The sequence below is a fragment of the Lacinutrix chionoecetis genome (assembly GCF_053604665.1).
The window spans coordinates 1-23,531 of the sequence record NZ_JBSHNQ010000067.1 but is presented as its reverse complement, the minus strand read 5'-3'; the positions used below and the strand labels follow the sequence as shown (position 1 = coordinate 23,531).

Genomic DNA, 23,531 nt, shown 5'->3' with positions numbered 1-23,531 from the left:
TTTAGAATAAAAGAATTATCTTCGTAGCCTAAAAAAATGTTTAAATATTTAATATGAAAAAAATAATACTATTAGTTTGTATCTCTTTGTTTTTAGTTACTAAAAGTCAGGCTCAAGACAAAAAAGTTGCTGTTGTAAGTTTTTACACAGATAAAATAATTGGGTTTGAAGACTTAGGCATTGGAGGCGAAGAACTACTGGCAAGTGTGTTAAAACTTAGAGACAATCCGGATTTTGATTTAACCCCTATATTAAATCAATTCCATGACAAGTTTTTTAATGATTTTGCCAAAAAGTTTCCTTTCGAATTACTACCAGAAGAAGAGGTAATTAAGGATGATGAATACATTGCATTTAAACCTAAGTACGAAAAAGACGAAGAAGAATTAAAGCGCTATGTTATTTTCGATGGTTACAAATATATCTATGATGGTTTTGCAGGAAAAGACAACGAGGTAGCTACAGCAGAAATGTTTAGCGACAAAGCCGATGGTGTTATGTTTGTTGAAGTTCACTTTGGATTAACCAAAGGTTTTGGAATTGGAGGAACAGCAACTGTTAAAATGAAAGCCTACTCAAGAATTACACTTTACAATAATGAAGGCAAAAAAATAATGGTTATTAATGAAAGTGCTAACTCTAAAAAAACTTCTGTAATGGTTGGTGGAATTCCAGTAATGAAAACAGAAAAAATCTTACCAATGTGCGAAAGTGCTTTGGAAAGTTTGATGAAGGACTTAGAAAAAAGACTTCCTAAAATTGTAAAAAAAGCAGATAAATTATAATAATTATACCCTAAAAATATAATATAAATATGAAAATATTAGTATGTATTAGCCACGTACCAGATACGACATCAAAAATAAATTTTACAGATGGCGATTCTAAATTCGATACCAATGGTGTGCAGTTTGTTATCAACCCAAACGATGAGTTTGGTTTAACACGAGCGATGTGGTTTAAAGAAAAACAAGGCGCAAGTGTAGACGTAGTAAATGTTGGAGGTCCAGAAACCGAACCTACTTTACGTAAGGCATTAGCAATTGGAGCAGATTCTGCAATTAGAGTCAATACAGAAGCTAAAGACGGTTTTCAAGTCGCTAAAGAACTTTCAAAAGTAGTTAAAGATGGTGGATACGATTTAGTTATTGCTGGTCGTGAATCTATAGACTATAATGGCGCAATGGTTCCAGGAATGCTTTCGGAACTTGTAGGTGCAAATTTTGTTACCAATTGTATTAAATTAGATATAGACGGTACTAATGCTACTGCTGTTAGAGAAATCGATGGTGGTAAAGAAACTGTTGCTACTGCGTTACCTTTGGTAATTGCGGGACAAAAAGGTTTAGTTGAAGAAAGCGATTTACGTATTCCAAACATGAGAGGTATTATGATGGCTCGTAAAAAACCTTTAAATGTTGTTGAAGCTGCAGATGCTGAAACCGAAACTGCGTCTATTAAATTTGAAAAACCTGCTCCAAAAGGTGCTGTAACTTTAGTAGATGCAGATAACCTCGACGAATTAGTTAACTTACTCCACAACGAAGCTAAGGTAATTTAATCGCAGATAAAATTATCTCAAACTGTCACGCTGAGCGCAGTCGAAGTGTTGATTTGAGATCTTTTAAATTTAGCAAAATATTAATTAGTTTCCCGTTTTCACGGGAACCATAAATACAAGATTTATTATGTCAGTTTTAGTATATACAGAATCAGAAAACGGAAAATTTAAAAAAACAGCCTTAGAAGTGGCATCTTACGCAAAAGCGGTAGCTGATCAATTAGGCACAACTGTTACTGCTGTTGCAGTTAACGCAAGTGATGTTAGTGAATTAGGAAACTACGGAGTAGATAAAGTGTTAACCGTAACAAATTCGGCATTAGAAAAATTTAATGCTAAATCTTATGCTGCAGTTATTAAGCAGGCTGCAGAAAAAGAAGGAACAAAAGTGGTTGTAGTAAGCCAAAGTGCAGATAGTAAATATTTAGCACCTGTTTTAGCAGTAGGATTAAATGCTGGTTATGCTTCTAATGTAGTTGAAGCACCTTCAAGCACATCACCTTTTACAGTTAAGCGTACTGCTTTTACAAATAAAGCATTTAATATCACTTCAATAAATACAGATGTAAAAGTTGTTGGCGTATCTAACAATTCTTTTGGTTTAGTGGAAAATAACGCAAGCGCTTCAAACGAAGACTTCTCGCCTACACTTCCAGACAATGGCGTTACTGTCCAGTCTGTTGATAAAGCTACCGATAAAGTAACAATCGCAGATGCCGAAATCGTTGTTTCAGCAGGTCGTGGTTTAAAAGGCCCTGAAAACTGGGGAATGATAGAAGAATTAGCCGAGGTTCTTGGAGCTGCAACAGCTTGTTCTAAACCAGTATCAGATTTAGGCTGGAGACCACACAGCGAACACGTAGGGCAAACAGGGAAACCTGTAGCTGCTAACTTATACATTGCTATTGGTATTTCTGGAGCAATTCAGCATTTAGCGGGAATTAACGCTTCTAAAGTAAAAGTTGTCATTAATACAGATCCAGAAGCGCCTTTCTTTAAAGCTGCCGATTACGGTGTTGTAGGTGATGCTTTTGAAGTTGTACCAGCATTAATCGAAAAATTAAAGACTTTTAAAGCCGCAAACGCTTAATTTTTTATAAATTGTGCTCGTAAAAAAGCGGTTTAAATTCTTCTTTACAATTTAAACCGCCTTTTTTTTTGATTACTATATTTATGAGTTTAGTTAGACTAAAAATAAAAGGAATATCTTATAGCCAAACCCAAAATGGTGCGTATGCTTTAATCTTAAACGAGGTAGATGGCGAACGTAAATTACCAATTGTTATTGGTGCTTTCGAGGCGCAATCTATAGCTATCGCTCTTGAAAAAGAAATTAGTCCGCCGCGACCACTCACACACGATTTATTTAAAAACTTTGCAGATAGATTCGATATTGTAGTAAAGCAAGTTATTATCCATAAACTTGTGGATGGTGTTTTCTATTCGAGTTTAATTTGCGAGCGTGATAAAATTGAAGAAATAATCGATGCCAGAACCAGCGATGCTATTGCTTTGGCTTTACGATTTCAAGCTCCAATTTTTACCTATAAAAACATTTTAGATAAAGCTGGAATTTACTTAAAGGTCGATCCTAATAAAGACGAAAACGAAGAAGAGCAAGAAGAAGATAGTATTTTGGTTGAAGACATCTTAAACGAAGAACTGGAATTTACTACCGAAGACGACTACAAATCACATACTTTAGAAGAGTTAAATAGCCTACTTGAAGAGGCTGTTGCTAACGAAAATTACGAAAAAGCAGCAAAAATTCGCGATGAGATTTCTAAACGCTAACCTTATGATTAAAAACATACTTTTAGCTGTTGCAGCTATTTTTTTTGGAATAACTTCTGTAATTGGTCAAGAATTAAATAACACTTGGCAACTTGAATCCATTAAAAATGAAGCAGGAGAAACCCTCACCGAAGTTTCAAAGGACGATATTTTAGAACTTAAAAACGGAGAGTTCCACTACACGATAGCAGGATTAGATAATTATAAAGCATCGGGAGATTATCTGGTTCAAAACAATTTAATAGTTAAATATTATAACAAACCAAAAGATACAGTTAGACGCTTTAAAATTAAAACACTTACCGATTCTACATTAGTGTTTCAAGAACAAAACGTCATTTCTTCATTTAGAGTTTTCAATCAGGAAACTGAAAACCAAGAGCCTCTTGCAGGCGTTAATACTGGTGATATTATCCCAAGTCAAGGTTTCTCTATAGGGAGTTTATGGCGAGGCGTTTTAGGCATGATTACATTAATATGCGTTGCTTTTCTATTTAGTAGTAATCGTAAAGACATTAACTGGAAAACCGTTGGCTTAGGTTTAGCATTACAACTCATCATCGCCATAGGTGTTTTAAAGGTAGGCTTTATAAAATCGGCTTTCGAATTTGTTGGAAAAGGTTTTATAGAAATATTAAGTTACACGCAAGCAGGAAGCGAATTTTTATTTGGAGGCATGTTAGATGTAAATTCTTTCGGATTTATTTTCGCATTTCAAGTATTACCTACAATTATATTCTTTTCGGCTTTAACTTCTGTCTTATTTTATTTAGGGATCATTCAAAAAATAGTAAAACTAATGGGTTTATTACTTACTAAAGTATTAGGCATCTCTGGAGCAGAAAGTTTAAGTGTGGCAGGAAACATCTTTTTGGGCCAGACAGAAGCACCGCTTTTAATTAAAGCGTATTTAGAAAAAATGAATAAGTCTGAAATCCTCCTCGTCATGATTGGAGGTATGGCTACGGTTGCGGGTGCGGTACTTGCAGCTTACATTGGTTTTTTAGGAGGTGAAGACGAAGCACTTCAACTCTTTTATGCTAAACACTTACTAGCAGCCTCTGTAATGGCAGCTCCTGGTGCTATTGTAATATCCAAAATATTATTTCCACAAACCGAAGAAGTTAATACAGATGTAAATGTTTCTCAAGAAAAAATAGGTTCTAACATTTTAGAAGCCATTGCAAACGGAACAACCGAAGGATTACGATTAGCTGTAAATGTAGGCGCTATGTTATTAGTTTTTGTAGCATTTATAGCTATGATTAATGGTATTTTAGGCGGTATCGCTGGGTTCGATGGCTTTACAATAAATGCACTAAATATAAACTGGAAGTTTACGTCTTTAAACCAGGTTATTGCTGCAAACACACCTTACAATAGTTTATCCTTAGAATTTATTTTGGGCTATATTTTTGCACCATTAATGTGGCTAATTGGCGTTGCCAAAGAAGATATGGCTTTAATGGGACAGTTATTAGGTATTAAATTAGCAGCCAGTGAATTTATAGGCTACATACAATTGGCAGAGCTTAAAAATGTTGCAAGCGCAACGCACTTAAAGTACGAGAAGTCTATTATTATGGCAACCTATATGCTTTGTGGTTTTGCCAACTTCGCATCTATTGGAATACAAATTGGTGGCATTGGCTCATTAGCACCAGGACAGCGCAAGCAACTTTCAAAATTTGGAATAAAAGCCTTAATTGGTGGTACCATTGCCTCTTTGATTTCGGCCACTATTGCTGGAATGATAATTGGATAATACAAACAAAATTTAATTAAATTAGTTAATAACTTTTAATATAAATAAGAGCTTCAATTTATTAGAGTTGAAGCTTTTTTCTATTTTTAACCACAAGTAAATTTTGTCATTTAGAACATTCCAAATGTTATAGGAATCGAAGAATCTCAAAATTGCTAATATTTTTGTTAACTTAAAAAAATTCCCACTTTCGTGGGAAATGTTATGAAGCAATATCACGATTTAGTAAAACACGTTTTAGAAAACGGTAACGAAAAAGGAGACAGAACAGGAACAGGAACTAAAAGTGTTTTTGGTTACCAAATGCGTTTCGATTTAAGTGAAGGGTTTCCAATGGTTACCACAAAAAAATTACACCTAAAATCGATTATTTACGAGCTATTATGGTTTTTAAAAGGTGATACAAATATTAATTACCTAACAGAAAATGGTGTACGCATCTGGAATGAATGGGCAGACGACAATGGCGATTTAGGACCTGTTTATGGCCACCAATGGCGTAACTGGAACAGTGATGAAGTAGACCAAATTAAAGAAGTAATAGATACTTTAAAAAACAACCCTAATAGCAGGCGTATGTTGGTTTCTGCATGGAATCCTTCAGTATTGCCAGATACTTCTAAATCTTTTGAAGAAAATGTAGCCAATGGCAAAGCCGCTTTACCGCCTTGTCATGCTTTTTTTCAGTTTTATGTTGCCGATGGCAAATTAAGCTGCCAGTTATATCAACGTAGCGCAGACATCTTTTTAGGTGTACCGTTTAATATTGGCTCTTATGCATTATTTACCATGATGATGGCACAAGTTTGCGGTTACGAAGCTGGTGACTTTATTCACACCTTTGGAGATGCTCACATATACAACAACCACGTAGAACAGTTAGAATTACAATTGTCTCGCGATTGCAGACCTTTACCAACAATGAAGCTTAACCCAGAAATTAAAAATATTTTCGATTTTAAATTTGAAGATTTTACGCTGGAAGATTACAACCCACATCCACATATTAAAGGTGTTGTTGCAGTATAATTTATGAAAACACCTCTATTTGCTATCCTAATTTACTTATAGGAATAAAACTAAGTTACAGTCAACATACATTAACTAGTAAGCAAGTTCCTGCGTTTAATGCAAATCAAGAACTATCTGATTATAATACTGCAATTAATTCATTAAACCATAAATTTCAAGATTTTATAGCAAATACTGTATCTCAAAATTTTGTGAAACGATATTTTAAACCACAAGATTCTATTGAGTTTAATTTTAACTTGATAATAAATAAAAATGGTATTGTAAACTCTATTAATATCAATACAAACGTTTCAGTTTTTAATGAAGAAATTAAAAGAGTCTTATTACTATTACCTAAGTTTTCACCTGGAAAAGCTTTAATTGTAAAAACACCTCAAGATTTTTATTTCACTTATACACCTCAATATTACGTTAACGATAACTATGAGCTAAAGTCAATTTATAGATATAGACTTGAAGAACACCTAAATATTAACTCTGGAGAAGTTCCAATAATAGTTACTGCAAACAAACTCGGTTATAAACTTTTAGCTCAAAAAATTATAGGAAGCCTATTTTTCCATCTTTCAGAAGATAGAACAGTTAATGATTTATATTTTGAATCGCCTCATATTAATTTCAACATTATGTTGAAAAAAGTGTTAAGTGAAACCGATTTATCAACGGTATCTATTTTCTCTAATTTAGAAACTAATACCAGTTATTCAATGCCATTTAAGATTACTATAAATGAGACTTTTGGCAACAAATCATTTATCTCAGAGAGCAACCAAGATTTAAAATTATTACAAACTATCAAGAAAAACAATCAGTTTGAAAATGGACCAATTTTATCGAGTTGTAATAAGCTTAAAACTAACCAACAAAAGATACTTTGCACAAAAAAGAAAATTATTCAAATTGTTGGTAGAAATTTAAATGATGAATTTAGCAGAAAACACAAACTAAATGGAAGTCATCGCGTTTATGCTTATTTCGATATTAATGAAAAAGGCGAAGTTGAAAACATAAAAATAAATGGATCTCATTATTCCGTAAGAAATGATGCCGCTAATGCAATTAAAATGCTACCTGTTTTTATTCCTGCAACAAAGGATGGTAAACCGGTGAAAGCTTCTTATAGTTTACCGTTTACTTTTAATTTTTAATTTTTAATAAAGAATTTCAAAATTATTATAAGCGCACATTTAAAGTCATAAAATGAAAAATCCACTTTCAATATTTATAATTATCATTTGTATCAATTTTGGATACACTCAAAATAATTCAAAAAAATATCGAGACAGAAAGTGTTTCATTTAATATTGTTGAAAACGTGCCAACCTGTAAAGGTTGTGATGCTATTAATTCAGCTATAAAAAAATGTATAAGTTTTAAAATAATAAAGTATGTTGACAAAAATGAAACTTAATCCAAATGTTAAATTCGAAAATTTTACGCTGGAAGATTACAATCCACATCCACATTTAAAGGTGTTGTTGCCGTTTAATTTAGGGCTATGAATAAGCTGATATTCCTTATATGTTTTAGCAGCATTGTTTTAGGGCATTCACAAGATACTATCCTAAAATATAATAGACCGTTTGTAGTTATTGAAGGGTGTGAAGATGATGAAAACAAGAGAACCTGTTTCAATGTAAAATTAACTGAGTATATTCTTGAGAATTTAACCGATTCATTACGTCAGAAAATAATAAAGCGATCAAAAAAAGATACCGTTACTTTAAGTTCCAGTTTGTTTTTTAGTGAAATTGGTGAAATTATGCTTAACGAATCGCAAATATATTCTTCTGTTGATAGTATAAATAAAGATTTAAAACTACTACTAAAAAAATTCCCTAAAGTGAAGCCTGTTCTCGATGAGTACAATAAGGGCGTCTCAACTCATATAAATTTGTTTCAAGGTTTTACAATAGATTCTACCAGAAACAAACTTATTCCAATTCCTAATTTCGAACCTAAAGAAGTTCCATTTGCATTGGTAGATAAATTACCAGTTTTTAAAGGTTGCCACAAAGATTCAACTAATGATGAATTAAATAAATGTATGAACAGTGTTTTAAATTCTTATATTCAAAAAAATTTTAGAGCATCAGTATTAGCAAATAATTTAGGCTTATCGCCAGGTATAAATTCTATATTTTTATTTTTCACTATAGATAACACTGGTTCTATTAAATTAAGTCATGTAAGAGCTCCTCATCCTGTATTAAAATCTGAAGGCGAAAGACTCATTAGCGGCTTGCCAAATGCCGTCGAGCCAGGATTTTTAAACGGTAAAGCTGTGGAAGTCCCTTATTTTTTGCCAATTAAATTTGTAGTAGAAGATTATCAACATCCACCCAAAACCAACAAGAAAAAGGATTAAAAAAGTTATCTTTAAAAAATCTTCATCTATAATTATGAAACACTTATTAATATTAGTCACCTTATTATTTTCCTTTTTCAGTTTTTCTCAAGAGAATAGCTCAGAATTAAAAGATGAATATCCTGTGCACATTAACTGCGATGAAAACCTCACTAATACGCAACGAAAAAAATGTATGCAGAAAGAAATGATGCAACTTATAAGTGAAAATTTTAATTTAAAACTCGCTAATACATTAAACTTACAATCTGGGACTATTAAAATAAGAACTCAATATAATATAAATAAAGAAGGATTAATTGACAGTATAAAAATAAACGCACCACATCCACAATTAGAAAAAGAAGCATTAAGAGTATTACAATTAGCACCTAAATTTAAAAAACCTGCATTAATAAAAGGCGAGCCGGTTGCCATAAAATATAACCTACCAATTATTTTTAATGTTGAAAATACCCATAAGAAATTGACAAAAAAAGAAAGTAAAGCATTAGATCGTGAAGCAAAAAAACGTGCTAAAAAGTTGAAAAAAGAAAACAAAAACAAACAATTATAAATTATAAAAATGAAGAAACCCTTATCTGCCCTTATTATTGTTTTAACCTGTTCTCTCTCGTTTTCTCAATCTAATAAAAATTTCGTTCAAAACTATTTATTAATCTCAAGTTGTAGCGAGCAACCAAATAAAATGGATTGCTTTAATAATTACGTTGCTAAAAAACTTACAGATACCGTAAAAACAGACGTTAAAAACTATTTGGAGAAAAATCCAAAAAGAAATTATGTTGTTAATCGAGCTTCGTTTGTTGTTGGTGAAAATGGAAAACCCATAAAAGGGAGTATTAATACCACTAATCCTAAAAACACAGATGTCGGTTTAAAACTAAAACAAGCTGTTTTAAATTTACCAGAAATTTCACCAAGGCGTAACGAATACAATTACCCTTTACTTACCTTGTATTCCATAAGTATTAAAAATGGAATGAATAAAAATGACAGTGTGGTTGTTTTAGATATAAATAATAAACCACATAGCAACATTAACAAATCGAACATGGTCGCTCCTGTTTACAAAGGTTGCAAATCTAAAGATAACAACGAATTAAAAAAATGCTTATCAGATAATGTTGCTAAGGTTATTGGTAAAAAATTTAATGCTAAAAAGGCACTTAAAGGTTTTAATAAAATAGGCTCGTTTTACACCTATGTATTTTTTACAGTAGATAAAGACGGAAGATTAGACAACTTAAAAGCCTTTGGTCCTAATCAAAGTTTTCAAGATGAAGCATTAGCTGCCTTAAAAAAGGTAAAGCGTATTACACCTGGAACAAAAAATGGAGAGCCTATTAGAGTTTCATTTTCTCTGCCTATAAAATTAAAAGTTGCAAAATAAAGTGCAATCCATAAAACAAAAAAAGCTTTCTCACGAAAGCTTTTTTAAACAATAATAGTTTGTAATTCTATAGATTAATTACGCTGTTCTCATCTGCTGCGTACTCATTCCAAGTTTGCGCATCTGCATTGGCATCATTTTTCCATTGTCCGTCTACTAGATATCTAAACTCGTAAGATTTATCTTTTTCTAAATTTACAGTGCCTTTAAAGGTTCCGTTTTTTAATTTTTTTAATGCAGTAGCTTCGGTATTCCATTCGTTAAAATTTCCTACAACCTTTACTTCATTCGCATCTTCTGCAGGTACAGTAAATGTAACTTTACACACAGGTTTAGACTTTAAAAATTGTTTTGTAATAGCCATAATTGTTATATTTAATACATCAAAATTATATAAGAATAACTTAGTAACAAACTGTTTAATACACATTTAATAAAAAATTATTGTTTTATTAAAACACACTACCTCTTTATTAGAATAATACAATTAAGTGATGCCTTTTTTGTTGATTTAACAGTGGTGTTTTTTGTTTAAAACATTGATTTTCAAGCGAAAACGATTTCGCTATAAATAAAAAATATAAATTCGTATTAAACCTTTAACTTTACATTTTTAATAGAAATTATGTTCGGGAAAAAGAAACAAAAACCACAGATAGATCAAGACCAATTAGCATTAATTGAAAATGCCCAACGTCGTGTAAAACAGAAAAAACGATTGTACGTTCACTTTGTAATTTTCTTAATAGGAGCGGTTTTTTTAATAGCTGCCAATACTGTTTTAGGCATAGGAAAAGATATTAAAATTTTTGGCTTAGATTGGTTTGTTATCGCCATTTCGCTATGGCTGTTCTTTTTTCTCTATCACCTGTTTAATGTGTTTATTACCCATAAATTTATGGGTAAAGATTGGGAGAAAGCCCAAATAGAAAAACTGGTTGCCAAGCAACAGGATAAAATTGAAAAACTACAAGCAACACTACCAGAAACCAATACAGCTCCCAAATTAAAAGCTGTTGCAAAGCCACATAAAAATTTAACGATGATTGTCGCCGCAGGCGAAAACAACGAAATTGGAAAAAACAACCAACTCATCTGGCATCTACGCGACGACCTTAAACGCTTTAAAGCGCTAACCTCTGGACACCATATTATTATGGGACGCAAAACGTTTGAGAGCTTTCCAAAACCATTACCAAACAGAACACATATAGTAATTTCAAGACAAAAAGATTACCAGGTGCCTTTTGGAGTTTTAGTAGTTAACTCTTTAGAAGACGCTATCGATGCGGCAAGTGGCGACAGCCAGCCTTTTATAATTGGTGGTGGCGAAATTTACAAACAAGCCATGCCTTTAGCTTCTAAAATTGAATTAACACGTGTGCACGCTACTTTCGATGCAGACACCTTTTTTCCTGTAATAGATAAAACCATCTGGAAAGAAGTAGATAGTAAAATACATGCGCAAGATGAAAACCACGAGTATGCCTTTTCGTTTTTGACTTATGAGAGGAGGTAGTTGAGTTGACATTGTAAAAACTTTAAGCTAACTTCGTTTAACGAATGATATAATACATTGAAACGATTTTATATCTTAGAACGTTGTGTGTAATTAAAACAAAAATGAATGTTTAGAGAAAGAATTGAAAATTACAAATGGATTGAAGAAAATAGACAATCCAAACTTTTAGTTTATTTCACAGGAGATAGACAAGGAATGGAGACTCAAATTGCAACCGATGTTTTAGAATATTTTTCAGAACATTTAGATAAAATAGGCAAAGTCAATAAAATCAGCTTACTTCTTTATACAAGAGGTGGAGATACTATGGCAGCTTATAGTTTAGTGAATTTAATAAGACAATTTTGCGCAGAATTTGAAATTATTATTCCCTCAAAAGCGAGGAGTTCAGGTACAATAATTAGTTTGGGAGCTGATAATATAATAATGACAAAGCAAGCAACGCTTGGTCCAATTGACCCATCCTTGAATAGCCCTTTAAATCCGCAAAACCCACAAGTTCCGAACAATCCGCAAGCACGAATACCAGTAAGTGTTGAATCTATTCAAGGTTTTTTTGATTTAGCAAAAAATGAATTAAAACTTAATGATGAAGCTAATTTAAAAGATGTTCTCCTTAACCTTTCTGAAAAAGTTCATCCGCTGGTTTTAGGCAACGTATATAGGTCTCGAACACAAATACAGATGGTTGCTCGTAAACTTCTGAACAAACAACTTGGAGTTGCACAAACGGAAAAAATAGATAAAATAATATCATTTTTATGTAGTGATTCTGGAAGTCACGATTATGCGATATACAGAAATGAAGCAAGTGATGAATTAGGTCTGAGCATTGAGAAACCAAATGATGAACAATACATAAAAATTAAGGAGATATTCGATGACATTAGAGATGAATTAAAACTGTTAGAACCATTTAACCATAATTTAGAATTAGGAGCAAATATGACTGCAAATTATAGTTGTAGAAGAATTCTATTAGAAAGTATTGAAGGAGGAACTGACATATACGTAACTGAAGGCTCATTATTAAAATCTAACCAAACTATAAATCAACCACCACCTTTACCACCAATAATAAGGTCAACAATTGAGAATCAAATGAAATTCGAAGGTTGGAAACACGAAGAAAATAATGTACCTTTACCGAATAATAATGGAGAATAAAAACAACATATCGGAATTAATGAATTATAATATTAATAGTTCTAACTCTAATAATTATAATTCTTCGCCAACTTCATCGAGCCCAGAGAGCTTTCCTGAACTGATGAACAATGGAATTATTGTGGAATATAAATCTGCCGAATTTTCTTCAGAAATTGTTGAGGAAAATTTCAAGTCCGCATAAATAACTACACACGACAACGTATAAATTCAATAGGATAACTAGTGCTTAACCCAATATTCAGAACACTTTTCGAGGTCGTCAAATTTTTAAATTTGTCTTATTGAGAAATAAAAATAAAATTTAAAAATTCGCCTTGTGTCTAACCGAATGGTTTGTGCGTTTTTTCAGCCCTACTGTTCTTATACAAGACCGTTAAACCAACTTCTAAAAAAACAACCAATTAATATCCCAGCATTTTTCCCTAATTTCGCAGTATGGTAAAAGACATTCAACTTCGCTTAACCTTAAAAGACGAAGAACGCAGTGATATATTGCTGATAAAAGCGGCTCAATACTTAGATATTCCTAAACGTGATATAACTGGAATAAAAGTACTACGTAAATCTATAGATGCCAGAAAACCTAAAATTATACTTAATTATAAACTCTCGGTTTATATTAGAGAGGCACTCCCTGAAAAGTCGGACTATCAATTCGATTACAAAGATGTTTCTAAAGCAAAACCAGTGCATATTATTGGGTTCGGTCCAGCTGGAATGTATGCGGCTTTGCGTTGTATCGAGTTAGGCTTTAAACCCATTGTTTTAGAACGTGGTAAAAATGTACAAGATCGCAGACGCGATTTAAAAGCCATTAATCAAGACCATTTTGTAAACGAAGATTCTAATTACTGCTTTGGCGAAGGTGGTGCAGGAACCTATAGCGATGGTAAACTGTATACACGAAGTTTAAAGCGAGGCGATGTTAGAAAAATATTCGAAAACTTAGTGTTTCATGGTGCAACAGACCAGATTTTGGTTGATGCACACCCACATATTGGCACCAATAAGTTGCCAAAAGTAGTGCAAAACATTAGAGAAAACATTATAAAATTTGGTGGCGAAGTGCATTTTAATGCTCGTGTAACAGATTTCAATATTAAAAATAATAAGATAGAATCTATAGTCCTTCAAAATGGAAATAAATTGCCAACAGAGCGCGTAATCTTGGCGACAGGACATTCTGCTCGTGATATTTTCTATTTATTAGATAAAAAACAAATTGCCTTACAAGCAAAATCTTTTGCTATGGGTGTTCGTGTAGAACATCCGCAACATATTATAGACTCAATTCAATACCATTGCTCAGGCGAGCGTCACGAATTACTCCCAGCGGCTTCTTATAGTTTAGTGGAGCAGGTTAAGGACCGTGGCGTCTATTCTTTTTGTATGTGTCCAGGAGGTTTTATCGTGCCTGCAGCAACTGCAAATGGCGAAGTTGTTGTTAATGGTATGTCACCTTCGCGACGTAATAATCTATTTGCAAATTCTGGTATTGTTGTAGAAATTAATGTGGATAAGGACATCCCAAAATACGAGCAGTTTGGCGCTTTAAAGGGTTTAGAATATCAAAAAAACTTAGAGCGTATTGCATTTACTTCTGGCGGAAGAACACAAGCAGCGCCTGCACAACGTTTAACAGACTTTGTAGAAGGTCGGTTATCAACGTCGTTGAACGACACATCTTACCAGCCAGGTTTAAACAGCGCACCCATGCATTCCTTATTACCAAAATTAATAGGTAGTAGATTACGAAAAGGGTTTGAAGCCTTTGGTAAAAAAATGAAAGGTTATTACACCGAAGAGGCTAATATAATTGGTGTAGAATCTCGTACAAGTTCGCCAGTAAATATCCCAAGAACCGAAACTTTGGCACATCCAGAAATATTAAACCTGTTTCCATGCGGAGAAGGTGGTGGATATGCTGGTGGTATTATTAGTGCTGCCATGGATGGCGAACGTTGCGCTGAAGCTGCTGTGGTTGGCTTATAAACAGAACAACTATTCCTTCTTTTTATATAAAAAGAACGAAGATGCATTTTTAATGAAAAGAGAATTATTTATATAAAATGAAGACTTTATTCGATTTTCTAATAGTTACGAGTCTTAGTAATGGTCTTACTTCTTTTTAAAGAATTTATTCCTATTTTTGCCTTTCAAAATTAAATCAATGAAAGCATATATTTTCCCAGGTCAAGGTGCTCAATTCTCAGGAATGGGCTTAGATTTATACGAAAAATCGCCTGAAGCGCAACATTTGTTTGAAGATGCAAATGGCATTTTAGGATTCAACATAACAGACATCATGTTTGAAGGTACTGCCGAAGCTTTAAAAGAAACTAAAGTTACCCAACCAGCTATCTTTTTACACTCGGTTATTTTAGCTAAAATGTTAGGAGACCAGTTTAAACCAGATATGGTTGCAGGACATTCTTTAGGCGAATTTTCTGCATTGGTTGCCAATGGTGCTCTAACTTTTGAAGACGGCTTACGTTTGGTGTCTAAACGCGCTTTAGCAATGCAAAAAGCCTGTGAAATACAACCAAGTACTATGGCTGCCGTTTTAGGTTTAGAAGATGCTGTGGTAGAAAAAATATGTGCTAATACTCAAGGTATTGTTGTTGCAGCAAATTATAACTGTCCTGGACAGTTAGTAATTTCGGGAGAAATTGAAGCCATAAACAAAGCCTGCGAAAGCTTAAAAGAAGCTGGAGCAAGACGTGCTTTAGTCCTGCCTGTTGGTGGTGCATTTCATTCTCCATTAATGGAGCCTGCTCGAGAGGAATTAGCTGCTGCTATTGAAAATACAACGTTTAGCAAACCTAATTGTCCTATTTACCAAAACGTAACAGCTACTGCGATTAGTAATGAAGCAGAGATTAAAACTAATTTAATATCTCAATTAACAGCTCCTGTACGCTGGACACAATCTGTAGAGCAAATGATTGCAGATGGTGCCAGTTTATTTACAGAAGTTGGTCCGGGAAAAGTGTTACAAGGCTTGGTAAAGAAAATTAACAGAGAAGCAGAGACTGCTTCTGCAACTATAGAAAGCGCCTCTTAATTATAAAACAAGCATGTTAAACATTTTAGCACTCATGATAGTGACTAATAACAAACAGCATGTGACCTTTGAAAAAAAAATAGATATAGATCCATGAAAAACAACAGAACGCTTTTTATCGTTTTACTTATTATTTTAAATATTGCATTAGACCAGATTTCTAAATTCTGGGTAAGAGCCAATGTTGTAGCAGGTAGCAAATCTCAAATAATTGGTGATTACTTTACGTTGCATAATGTAGAAAATAAAGGAGCTTTTTTAGGTTTAGGCAGCGACTTTAGCCCTATTTTAAAAATAGTACTATTAAATGTTTTACCTATTATTGTGTTAACATTAGTACTCTTTCATATTTTTAGAGATAAAACTTTAGATAAGTTTTCGCTTATAGGTTTTTGCTGTATTATTGGTGGAGGAATTGGTAATTTATTCGATAGAGTTCTTTACGGAAAAGTTACCGACTTCTGGCACATAGATTTAGGAGGTGTGTTTAGAACTGGTATATTTAACCTTGCAGATGTTTCTGTTATGGTTGGTATGGGTTTACTTATATTGGGCAATTTCAAAAGGAAAAAGGCATAAAAAAATCCCGATTCACATCGGGATTTTTTATTGTTATTTCCTCTCCTTATTTTGATAAAACACAATCTTGACAATCTTTTACTTCTCCATAATACGTTTCTCTGTATTTATGTAATGTCTTAATTGAAATGCCCAAGAATTGTTTTTTAATATAGGTCACTTTGGCGTTTAATCGTCCCATTTTGGGAGCGAATCTGTTTTCCTGTTTTGTTCTTCGTTTTACTTGTATCAGTTTCATAATATCTATTTCATTAAGCTACAAAGTAACAAAATATATAAGACCTTACAAAGATTAGATGCTAAGCATTTGTTAATCAAGTCGTTAAATACCAAATCCTCAATCCTAACCGCCTTCAATTGTAACACCCTTAAAAATAGAGAGGTTTAATTGCGAATATTATAATGTAAATTACAATGTTTGTTGCCATTTCCAAGCAGAAAGCATGGCATCGTCCAACGTTAATTGTGCTTTCCAGCCCAAAATACTATTTGCTTTTTTTGTATCTGCATAGGCTTCAACTATATCACCCTCTCGCCTTTCTACAATTTTATAGTTTAATTGTTGGTTAGAAACACGTTCAAAAGATTCTATGACTTCCAATACCGAGCTTCCTGTTCCGGTTCCTAAATTAAAGACTTCAAAAGGTGTTTCGTTTTTTTTCTTTAACAAACGTTCAAGAGCAACCACATGGGCTTTAGCTATATCTACAACATGAATATAATCACGAATACAAGTACCATCCTTGGTAGGATAATTATCTCCAAAGACCGCTAACTGCTCGCGTATTCCTGCAGCTGTTTGTGTGAGAAATGGTACTAAATTTTGTGGCACTCCAATAGGTAATTCTCCTATTTTAGAAGATTCATGCGCACCTATTGGATTAAAATAACGTAATGCAATGGCGTTAAAATTAGCGTTAGCATTGCAAGTATCCTTTAAAATAGATTCTCCAATTTGTTTTGTATTACCATAAGGAGATTCCGCTGGTTTTACTGGTGCCGATTCTTGAATTGGCATGCTATCTGCCTGACCATAAACTGTACAAGAAGAACTAAATATAAAATGAGTTAATGGTCTGTTATTTAATTCCTGTAGTAAGTGTATTAGAGTATTAACGTTATTTTCATAATATAATAATGGGTTCTCTACACTTTCTCCCACTGCTTTACTTGCTGCAAAATGAATAACTCCAGAAATGTCGTTATGCTTGTCGAAAAAATCTTTGGTATCTTGTTTGTTTCGCAAATCGAAATTCTCAAATTCAGGCGTTTTTCCGGTAATAGATACAATACCTTGCAGCACTTTAATTGAAGAATTAGATAAATTATCTATAATAATAACTTTAAACCCGGCTTCCTGCAATGCGACTACGGTATGAGAACCAATATATCCTAATCCTCCAGTAACTAATATTTTAGACATTTTAAATCGATCTTTAAATGTATTCCTTAACCTTTCGACAGCTATAAAAATAGTCTGCTTCTACGTATGAAAGCACGCGCTAATTATTATCAATAAAATCGATAACTGTTTTTGTTATATAGTTTATTTGCTCGGTATCTAATTCGGTATGCATTGGTAAAGAAATTACTTCTTTCACCAATTGGTTGGTTACTTTAAAATCCGCTTCATTGTAACGCGAATCTTTATAGGCTTTTTGATTGTGTAAAGGAATTGGATAATAGACACCACATGGAATATTATTAGCATTTAAGTGTTGCACTAATGCATCTCTATCTGCGTCTTTAATTTTTAAAGTATATTGATGAAATACGTGGCAATCGCAAGTATCGCAAATACCTTCACAATTATTTACAGTTTTCGGTGTAATTATTTTTGGATGATTTTCAAAAGCTTTGGTGTAGGCTCTTGCGGCATCTCTGCGTTTATTATTATAGGTGTCTAAATGTGGTAATTTAGCATCTAAAACGGCTGCTTGGATAGAATCTAATCGTGAGTTGACTCCAACCACATCATGATGATAACGCTCATACATACCATGATTAACAATACCTCTAAGCGTATGGGCCAAATCGTCGTCGTTTGTAAAAATGGCACCACCATCTCCATAACAACCTAAATTTTTAGAAGGGAAAAAAGAAGTAGAAGCCACATGACCAATTGTTCCAGACATTGCCTTTTCACCTTTACTATTGGTATATTTTGCGCCAATGCCTTGTGCATTGTCTTCTATTATATATAAATCATGTTCTTTAGCTAAGCTCATTAAAGCCTCCATATTGGCACATTGCCCAAATAAATGTACAGGAACAATTGCTTTTGTTTTTGGTGTTATCGCCTTTTTTACAGCTTCAATGTTAATATTAAAATCGTCGGGATTTACATCCACCAATACTGGTGTTAAGTTTAAAAGTGCGATAACTTCTACAGTTGCAGCGAAAGTAAAATCGGCAGTAATAACTTCGTCTCCGGGTTTTAATCCTAATCCCATCATTGCAATTTGTAGCGCATCGGTTCCATTAGCACATGGAATAACGTGCTTAACTCCTAAATAATCTTCTAAGTTTTTTTGAAACTCATGAACCTTAGGTCCATTTACAAAGGCTGTAGTCTCTAAAACCTCTTGAATAGAGTCGTTAACTACGGTTTTTATTTCGGCATACTGACCTTTAAGGTCCACCATTTGTATTTTTTTCATAAAACGAATTTACAAAATTCACAAAAGCAAACCAATGAATTATGTATTTTAGCACAAAGCATTTTTTAAGTTGAATTTATTATACTCTTTAGGACTTTTTTTCGCCAGTTTTATTTTAAGAATTATTGCTCTTTTTAACCCCAAAATTAAACATGGTGTAGAGGGTCGTGCAGTAACTTTTAAAAAATTAAAAGCCAATATTACTGCGAAAGATAAAATGCTTTGGTTTCATTGTGCATCATTAGGAGAATACGAGCAGGGCTTACCTGTATTTACAGTATTAAGAAAAACATACCCTCACCATAAAATAGTTTTATCTTTTTTTTCGCCATCGGGTTTTGAGATAAAAAAAAATGCGCCTTTTGCAGATGTTGTAGTTTATCTTCCGTTAGATACTAAGGCTAATGTTACTCGTTTTTTAGACATAGTACAACCAGAATTAACTGTTTTTGTAAAGTATGAAATCTGGCCTAATTTTTTAAACGAATTGAAAAGACGAGAGCGAAAAGCTATTTTAATTTCTGCAACGTTTAGAAAAAATCAATCTTTATTTAAATGGTATGGAAAACGTATAAAAGAAGCTTTATTTGCTTTCAATCATATATTTACCCAAAACGAATCATCTAAAGTGCTATTAGAAAATATAGGTTATACCAATGTTACTGTTTCGGGTGATACAAGATTTGATCGTGTTTCTAATCAGCTAAACCAAGATAATACTTTAGACTTTATTTCAGAATTTAAAGATAATAACTTATGTATTGTAGTTGGTAGCTCATGGCCAAGCGACGAAAAACTTATTGTTAACTACATTAATACCTTTACAGCAAGCGATGTCAAGTTTATTATAGCGCCTCATAATATTAAGGCGTCACAGATTGAACGCCTAAAACAAAGTATCAATAAACCTTGTGTGTTATTTACCGAAAAAGATAGTAAACAACTTTCAAAATATCAGGTTTTAATAGTTGATACCATTGGTTTACTAACTAAAATATATAGTTATGCAGACATTGCTTATATAGGTGGTGCAATGGGAGCTACAGGTTTGCATAATACATTAGAGGCTGCCGTTTTTGGAATTCCGATTGTAATAGGGAAAAATCACGAAAAATTCCCAGAGGCACGAGCCATGATAAATAATAGAGGCATGGTTTCTATTAGTAATCAAAAAGAAATAAACGAAGCTCTCACCCAATTTATTAGTAACCATTCTATTAGAAAAGAATTTGGATTAAATAATAAAAATTTTATTAATAAAAACAAAGGTGCCGTAGTCCAAATTCTTAACTTTTTACGTATTTAAGCTAAATTATGTACATTTTACATAAAAAGCTGAAAAAATATATATTGAAAATGTTAAAATTAATTTTCAAAATAGTATTTTCACAGCCTAAATTAATTTTAAACCCAGAACCAATGAAAAAATTATTATTAAGCGCTGCATTATTATTAGCATTAAGCGTAACATTTACTTCTTGTAGAGAAGAAAACAAAACCGACGCAGAAAATGCAATGGAAAATACAGGAGAGGCAATGGAAAATGCTGCTGAAGAAACTGGAGAAGCTGCAGAAGACGGCTTTGAAGCTACAGGAGAAGCAATGGACAATGCAGTAGAAGAAACTGAAGAAGCTGCCGAATCTGTTGGAGACGCTATCGAAGAAGCAACTGATAATGATGACAACAATTAATTAGATATTTCTAATAATAGTTACAAAAGCCCAATCTTAGGATTGGGCTTTTTTGTTATTAATTTTTAGTCGTTAATTTACAAAACTATTATTTTGACGTTTGAAAAATGAAATGTTATTCCAAAATAAGTCTCAATAAATAAAATGTTCTATCCTCACTCAGCAACGTAAGTATTTATATAACTAAAAAAAGCCTTAAAATCTATAAATAGATTTTAAGGCTTTTTTAGTGTCTTGTTATTTTTAATTTATCGCAGGACAGTTACAACTGTAACGCTCTTTTGCACAACCAAAATTATAACCTAAAGTTAACTGGTGGAAACCTCCATTATTAAATACTACAGAATTTGCTTGATAGCTATACGTATAAGCAAAAACAAAATTATTTAGGTTAACTCCTAAAAGCGGTGTTATGTATTGTAATTTTTGGCTACTTACACCTGAACCGTCAACAAACTCAGCACCATCTAAACTTCTTCTATAAGATATTCCTCCCCAAATTTTTCCAAAATCCATAGTTTTGTATGCTTTTAGATTAACATCAAAAGACGCCTCTTCTGTAGCATCTCTGTACATAAACATCACAGATGGTTCAAAACTCCAATCGTTGTTGTAGCTGCTAAAGGTATTACCTACTGAAACCAAATAGGTTCTTAAGTTATTATAACTCAATCCTTGCTCGTTAAAGTTTACTCCTTCATTTTCTAATAAGTTTTTAACTGTGGCATGAGCATAAAAATTATATAAATGATATGAAAACCCAAAATCTACATTAAAATTAGTAGCAGATTGTTCAATACCTGCAATGATTGGATCAAATCCATCTTGTAAAAATGTAGTTTCGTCTAATTTATATTGAATAGCTCCTAAGCTCAATCCAAAAGATAGCATATTTAAATCTACTTCATTTCTTGAAAATAAAATATGATACGCATAAGTTAAATAAGCTCCTGTTTGAGAATGGTAACCATTTTTATCTGAATATACAATACCACCAATACCAGATTGAGACTCTCCAATTCTTCCATTAATACTAGCTGTTAATAAAGCAGGTGCATCATCGTCACCAAACCATTGTTGACGCCCAGTAATTCTAATTTTAGAACAATTAGCAACACCTGCCATAGACGGGTGAATTAAATAATAATTGTCTGTTAAGTAATCTGAATAAACTGGAAGTCCTTCTTGCGCTTCAGCAATCTGGAAGTAAAAAAATACTGAAACTGCTAATATAAATAACCTTTTTAATCTCATAATCTCTTTTTTCAAGGTAGATGTTGGTTCAAAATGAATAGCTAACGCTATTATAACTCTGTTTTCTCGAATAAATTATATCGATGCCAAATATATAAATTTACTTTTTAAAATAAGACACACAAAAGTTAAAGCTAACAATATAAAAAGGATTTAACAAAAAAGCTAAAGATTAATATATTGTAGTGCTACCTTTTAATTTTCAAATATATCGATATCTGTACTTTCTTTTAGTATTTTTGCAAAAAATTTTATCATAAATGAAAGCTTTTAAAGTCACGACCCAAAAAACTTCTAATCCTTCGATTTTAAAATTTGAAGTCAATCAATTTATAACACAACATCAAAGCTTCGAATTCAATAATATAGACGAAGCGAAGGCTTCTCCTTTAGCTCAGCAATTGTTTTATTTACCTTTTGTGAAAAAAGTATACGTAACAAGCAATTTTATTGCGATTGAACGCTTTAATATTGTAGAATGGGATGATGTTAGCAGTGAAGTTTGCGAACAAGTTGAAAACTATTTAAACTCTGGAAATACAGTAATTAATCAAGAACTTGCTCCTAAAAAAACGCCCGTTACAGTCTACGCAGAGAGCACACCAAATCCTGCTGTAATTAAATTTGTGGCTAACAAAAAAATCGCTACCGCAGCTTTTGAATTTACCTCAATAGACATGGCAACATCGTCTCCTTTGGCTACTGAGTTGTTTCATTTCCCTTTTGTAAAAGGGGTTTTTATCGATGAAAATTATGTTTCCGTAACTAAATATGATGTTGCAGAATGGAATGATATTACCAATCAACTTCGCGAATTTATAAGAAGTTACATTGAAGATGGAAAAGAAATAATTTCAGCCAATGCTCCAGAAGCCATTGAAAAATCAACTGAAAAAGTTGAAGCTCATTTTGAAACTTTAGATGATACCTCTAAAGAAATTATAAATATCTTAGAAGAATATGTTAAACCAGCCGTTGCAAGTGATGGCGGAAATATACAGTTTCAATCTTACGATGAAAATACCAAAACGGTAAATGTTATTTTACAGGGTGCCTGCAGCGGTTGTCCTTCCTCTACATTTACTTTAAAAAATGGTATCGAAAACATGCTTAAAGAAATGCTTAAAGGAAAAGTAAACGCCGTTATTGCAATAAACGGATAGTTTCTTTATAATATTAACAATGTTTTAGCCTTCCTAATAAATGACATTTTGATAAAAAATTGTAATTTAGGTTCTATTATTAATTAAAACCAAAAAATTATGGCAGTATTAAAAGTTATTGAAGTATTATCAAACTCTGAAAAAAGCTGGGAAGATGCAACAAAAAAAGCAGTAAGCCACGCCTCTAAAAGCGTTAAAAATATTCGGTCGGTATATGTTAAAGAACAAAGTGCGAGTGTTAAAAACGGTGAAGTAAGTGACTTTAGAGTAAATGTAAAAATTACTTTTGAAGTAGATTAAATTTTAACTACACATCTTCTATAAAGAAAAAGGAAATAAATTTATAACACTAAGCCAGAACGCACATTCGTTCTGGCTTTTTTAATTTTCAATTACATAAACATACAAATATTTTAGCATTCACGACCACAAAAAAATGCCTGAACTCTCGTTCAGGCATTTTATTATTTACAAACAGTTGTTTTTTATTTTAGCGTTTAAGCGTAAAATG

The 23,531-nt window shown here is 32.7% G+C and carries 25 protein-coding genes; 20 read left to right on the top strand and 5 right to left on the bottom strand.

Translation table 11 applies throughout. The features are described 5' to 3' along the window. Positions 1-53 precede the first annotated feature (53 nt). The 10 genes from ACVC43_RS03940 (at position 54) to ACVC43_RS03895 (ending at position 9,916) form a co-directional block, all read left to right on the top strand. Entirely contained in the window at positions 54-785 is a 732-nt protein-coding gene (locus ACVC43_RS03940) for a hypothetical protein (protein WP_452223268.1), read from the top strand. A gap of 29 nt (positions 786-814) precedes the next feature. Continuing rightward, entirely contained in the window at positions 815-1,561 is a 747-nt protein-coding gene (locus ACVC43_RS03935) for an electron transfer flavoprotein subunit beta/FixA family protein (protein WP_452223267.1), read from the top strand. Positions 1,562-1,688: 127 nt separating this feature from the next. After that, positions 1,689-2,651 carry an electron transfer flavoprotein subunit alpha/FixB family protein gene (locus ACVC43_RS03930; RefSeq protein WP_452223266.1) on the top strand — a complete coding sequence of 321 codons (963 nt, stop codon included), beginning with the start codon at positions 1,689-1,691 and terminating at the stop codon, positions 2,649-2,651. 83 nt (positions 2,652-2,734) lie between these two features. Then, positions 2,735-3,355, top strand: a complete 621-nt coding sequence (locus tag ACVC43_RS03925) for a bifunctional nuclease domain-containing protein (protein ID WP_452223341.1) — start codon at positions 2,735-2,737, stop codon at positions 3,353-3,355. Positions 3,356-3,359: 4 nt separating this feature from the next. Beyond that, positions 3,360-5,120, top strand: a complete 1,761-nt coding sequence (locus tag ACVC43_RS03920; protein ID WP_452223265.1) for a nucleoside transporter C-terminal domain-containing protein — start codon at positions 3,360-3,362, stop codon at positions 5,118-5,120. A 204-nt stretch (positions 5,121-5,324) separates the two neighbouring features. Further along, positions 5,325-6,149: a thymidylate synthase gene (locus ACVC43_RS03915; protein ID WP_452223264.1), complete on the top strand. Its 825-nt coding sequence runs from the start codon at positions 5,325-5,327 to the stop codon at positions 6,147-6,149. Between the two features lie 194 nt (positions 6,150-6,343). Then, positions 6,344-7,303, top strand: coding sequence for an energy transducer TonB (locus tag ACVC43_RS03910; RefSeq protein ID WP_452223263.1), 960 nt, complete (start codon positions 6,344-6,346; stop codon positions 7,301-7,303). Between the two features lie 350 nt (positions 7,304-7,653). Continuing rightward, the gene (locus tag ACVC43_RS03905) at positions 7,654-8,523 is read left to right on the top strand and encodes a hypothetical protein (RefSeq protein WP_452223262.1); all 870 of its coding nucleotides are present in this window, start codon (positions 7,654-7,656) and stop codon (positions 8,521-8,523) included. 34 nt (positions 8,524-8,557) lie between these two features. Continuing rightward, positions 8,558-9,079, top strand: a complete 522-nt coding sequence (locus ACVC43_RS03900; protein ID WP_452223261.1) for an energy transducer TonB — start codon at positions 8,558-8,560, stop codon at positions 9,077-9,079. Positions 9,080-9,088: 9 nt separating this feature from the next. Continuing rightward, entirely contained in the window at positions 9,089-9,916 is an 828-nt protein-coding gene (locus ACVC43_RS03895; RefSeq protein ID WP_452223260.1) for an energy transducer TonB, read from the top strand. Between the two features lie 67 nt (positions 9,917-9,983). Here ACVC43_RS03895 and ACVC43_RS03890 read toward each other — a convergent pair whose 3' ends face one another. Beyond that, on the bottom strand, positions 9,984-10,280 hold the full coding sequence (locus tag ACVC43_RS03890) for an isoamylase early set domain-containing protein (RefSeq protein ID WP_452223259.1): 297 nt from the start codon (positions 10,278-10,280) through the stop codon (positions 9,984-9,986). Between the two features lie 261 nt (positions 10,281-10,541). On the opposite strand from ACVC43_RS03890, the gene ACVC43_RS03885 reads away from it, so the two are divergent. From ACVC43_RS03885 to lspA, 6 genes are all read left to right on the top strand, one after another. After that, the gene (locus ACVC43_RS03885; protein ID WP_452223258.1) at positions 10,542-11,435 is read left to right on the top strand and encodes a dihydrofolate reductase; all 894 of its coding nucleotides are present in this window, start codon (positions 10,542-10,544) and stop codon (positions 11,433-11,435) included. Positions 11,436-11,543: 108 nt separating this feature from the next. Continuing rightward, positions 11,544-12,605 carry an SDH family Clp fold serine proteinase gene (locus ACVC43_RS03880; RefSeq protein ID WP_452223257.1) on the top strand — a complete coding sequence of 354 codons (1,062 nt, stop codon included), beginning with the start codon at positions 11,544-11,546 and terminating at the stop codon, positions 12,603-12,605. Further along, entirely contained in the window at positions 12,595-12,789 is a 195-nt protein-coding gene (locus tag ACVC43_RS03875) for a hypothetical protein (RefSeq protein WP_452223256.1), read from the top strand. The genes ACVC43_RS03880 and ACVC43_RS03875 overlap by 11 nt, the downstream gene beginning before the upstream one ends. Before the next feature lie 254 nt (positions 12,790-13,043). Further along, complete coding sequence (locus ACVC43_RS03870; protein ID WP_452223255.1) at positions 13,044-14,600, top strand: NAD(P)/FAD-dependent oxidoreductase; 1,557 nt, start codon at positions 13,044-13,046, stop codon at positions 14,598-14,600. A 178-nt stretch (positions 14,601-14,778) separates the two neighbouring features. Beyond that, positions 14,779-15,672, top strand: a complete 894-nt coding sequence (gene fabD, locus ACVC43_RS03865; protein WP_452223254.1) for an ACP S-malonyltransferase — start codon at positions 14,779-14,781, stop codon at positions 15,670-15,672. A gap of 93 nt (positions 15,673-15,765) precedes the next feature. Next, on the top strand, positions 15,766-16,251 hold the full coding sequence (gene lspA, locus ACVC43_RS03860) for a signal peptidase II (RefSeq protein ID WP_452223253.1): 486 nt from the start codon (positions 15,766-15,768) through the stop codon (positions 16,249-16,251). A gap of 46 nt (positions 16,252-16,297) precedes the next feature. Here lspA and ACVC43_RS03855 read toward each other — a convergent pair whose 3' ends face one another. From ACVC43_RS03855 to ACVC43_RS03845, 3 genes are all read right to left on the bottom strand, one after another. Further along, entirely contained in the window at positions 16,298-16,489 is a 192-nt protein-coding gene (locus ACVC43_RS03855) for a hypothetical protein (RefSeq protein WP_452223252.1), read from the bottom strand. Positions 16,490-16,660: 171 nt separating this feature from the next. Beyond that, positions 16,661-17,674, bottom strand: a complete 1,014-nt coding sequence (gene galE, locus ACVC43_RS03850; RefSeq protein WP_452223251.1) for a UDP-glucose 4-epimerase GalE — start codon at positions 17,672-17,674, stop codon at positions 16,661-16,663. Positions 17,675-17,753: 79 nt separating this feature from the next. Beyond that, positions 17,754-18,911: a DegT/DnrJ/EryC1/StrS family aminotransferase gene (locus tag ACVC43_RS03845; RefSeq protein ID WP_452223250.1), complete on the bottom strand. Its 1,158-nt coding sequence runs from the start codon at positions 18,909-18,911 to the stop codon at positions 17,754-17,756. A 70-nt stretch (positions 18,912-18,981) separates the two neighbouring features. Between ACVC43_RS03845 and ACVC43_RS03840 the strand changes: the two genes are divergently transcribed. Then, positions 18,982-20,217, top strand: coding sequence for a 3-deoxy-D-manno-octulosonic acid transferase (locus ACVC43_RS03840; protein ID WP_452223249.1), 1,236 nt, complete (start codon positions 18,982-18,984; stop codon positions 20,215-20,217). A 113-nt stretch (positions 20,218-20,330) separates the two neighbouring features. Further along, complete coding sequence (locus ACVC43_RS03835; protein WP_452223248.1) at positions 20,331-20,603, top strand: hypothetical protein; 273 nt, start codon at positions 20,331-20,333, stop codon at positions 20,601-20,603. Positions 20,604-20,846: 243 nt separating this feature from the next. Here the strand turns inward: ACVC43_RS03835 and ACVC43_RS03830 are convergent, their stop codons facing one another. Further along, on the bottom strand, positions 20,847-21,857 hold the full coding sequence (locus tag ACVC43_RS03830; protein WP_452223247.1) for a PorP/SprF family type IX secretion system membrane protein: 1,011 nt from the start codon (positions 21,855-21,857) through the stop codon (positions 20,847-20,849). 260 nt (positions 21,858-22,117) lie between these two features. Here ACVC43_RS03830 and ACVC43_RS03825 point away from each other — a divergent pair, with 260 nt between their 5' ends. Then, a complete protein-coding gene (locus tag ACVC43_RS03825; RefSeq protein WP_452223246.1) occupies positions 22,118-23,020 on the top strand; it encodes a NifU family protein in 903 nt (300 codons plus the stop codon). Between the two features lie 99 nt (positions 23,021-23,119). After that, positions 23,120-23,320, top strand: a complete 201-nt coding sequence (locus ACVC43_RS03820) for a dodecin family protein (RefSeq protein WP_452223245.1) — start codon at positions 23,120-23,122, stop codon at positions 23,318-23,320. Positions 23,321-23,531: the final 211 nt, after the last annotated feature.

Coding starts and splice junctions, on each gene's coding strand:
- ACVC43_RS03920 (WP_452223265.1), top strand. CDS start 3,360: ATGATTAAAAACATACTTTTAGCTGTTGCAGCTATTTTTTTTGGAATA.
- ACVC43_RS03895 (WP_452223260.1), top strand. CDS start 9,089: ATGAAGAAACCCTTATCTGCCCTTATTATTGTTTTAACCTGTTCTCTC.
- ACVC43_RS03845 (WP_452223250.1), bottom strand. CDS start 18,911: ATGAAAAAAATACAAATGGTGGACCTTAAAGGTCAGTATGCCGAAATA.
- galE (WP_452223251.1), bottom strand. CDS start 17,674: ATGTCTAAAATATTAGTTACTGGAGGATTAGGATATATTGGTTCTCAT.
- ACVC43_RS03830 (WP_452223247.1), bottom strand. CDS start 21,857: ATGAGATTAAAAAGGTTATTTATATTAGCAGTTTCAGTATTTTTTTAC.
- ACVC43_RS03875 (WP_452223256.1), top strand. CDS start 12,595: ATGGAGAATAAAAACAACATATCGGAATTAATGAATTATAATATTAAT.
- ACVC43_RS03935 (WP_452223267.1), top strand. CDS start 815: ATGAAAATATTAGTATGTATTAGCCACGTACCAGATACGACATCAAAA.
- lspA (WP_452223253.1), top strand. CDS start 15,766: ATGAAAAACAACAGAACGCTTTTTATCGTTTTACTTATTATTTTAAAT.
- ACVC43_RS03885 (WP_452223258.1), top strand. CDS start 10,542: ATGTTCGGGAAAAAGAAACAAAAACCACAGATAGATCAAGACCAATTA.
- ACVC43_RS03900 (WP_452223261.1), top strand. CDS start 8,558: ATGAAACACTTATTAATATTAGTCACCTTATTATTTTCCTTTTTCAGT.
- ACVC43_RS03825 (WP_452223246.1), top strand. CDS start 22,118: ATGAAAGCTTTTAAAGTCACGACCCAAAAAACTTCTAATCCTTCGATT.
- ACVC43_RS03880 (WP_452223257.1), top strand. CDS start 11,544: ATGTTTAGAGAAAGAATTGAAAATTACAAATGGATTGAAGAAAATAGA.
- ACVC43_RS03930 (WP_452223266.1), top strand. CDS start 1,689: ATGTCAGTTTTAGTATATACAGAATCAGAAAACGGAAAATTTAAAAAA.
- ACVC43_RS03890 (WP_452223259.1), bottom strand. CDS start 10,280: ATGGCTATTACAAAACAATTTTTAAAGTCTAAACCTGTGTGTAAAGTT.
- ACVC43_RS03820 (WP_452223245.1), top strand. CDS start 23,120: ATGGCAGTATTAAAAGTTATTGAAGTATTATCAAACTCTGAAAAAAGC.
- ACVC43_RS03940 (WP_452223268.1), top strand. CDS start 54: ATGAAAAAAATAATACTATTAGTTTGTATCTCTTTGTTTTTAGTTACT.
- ACVC43_RS03855 (WP_452223252.1), bottom strand. CDS start 16,489: ATGAAACTGATACAAGTAAAACGAAGAACAAAACAGGAAAACAGATTC.
- ACVC43_RS03905 (WP_452223262.1), top strand. CDS start 7,654: ATGAATAAGCTGATATTCCTTATATGTTTTAGCAGCATTGTTTTAGGG.
- ACVC43_RS03915 (WP_452223264.1), top strand. CDS start 5,325: ATGAAGCAATATCACGATTTAGTAAAACACGTTTTAGAAAACGGTAAC.
- ACVC43_RS03870 (WP_452223255.1), top strand. CDS start 13,044: ATGGTAAAAGACATTCAACTTCGCTTAACCTTAAAAGACGAAGAACGC.
- fabD (WP_452223254.1), top strand. CDS start 14,779: ATGAAAGCATATATTTTCCCAGGTCAAGGTGCTCAATTCTCAGGAATG.
- ACVC43_RS03835 (WP_452223248.1), top strand. CDS start 20,331: ATGAAAAAATTATTATTAAGCGCTGCATTATTATTAGCATTAAGCGTA.
- ACVC43_RS03925 (WP_452223341.1), top strand. CDS start 2,735: ATGAGTTTAGTTAGACTAAAAATAAAAGGAATATCTTATAGCCAAACC.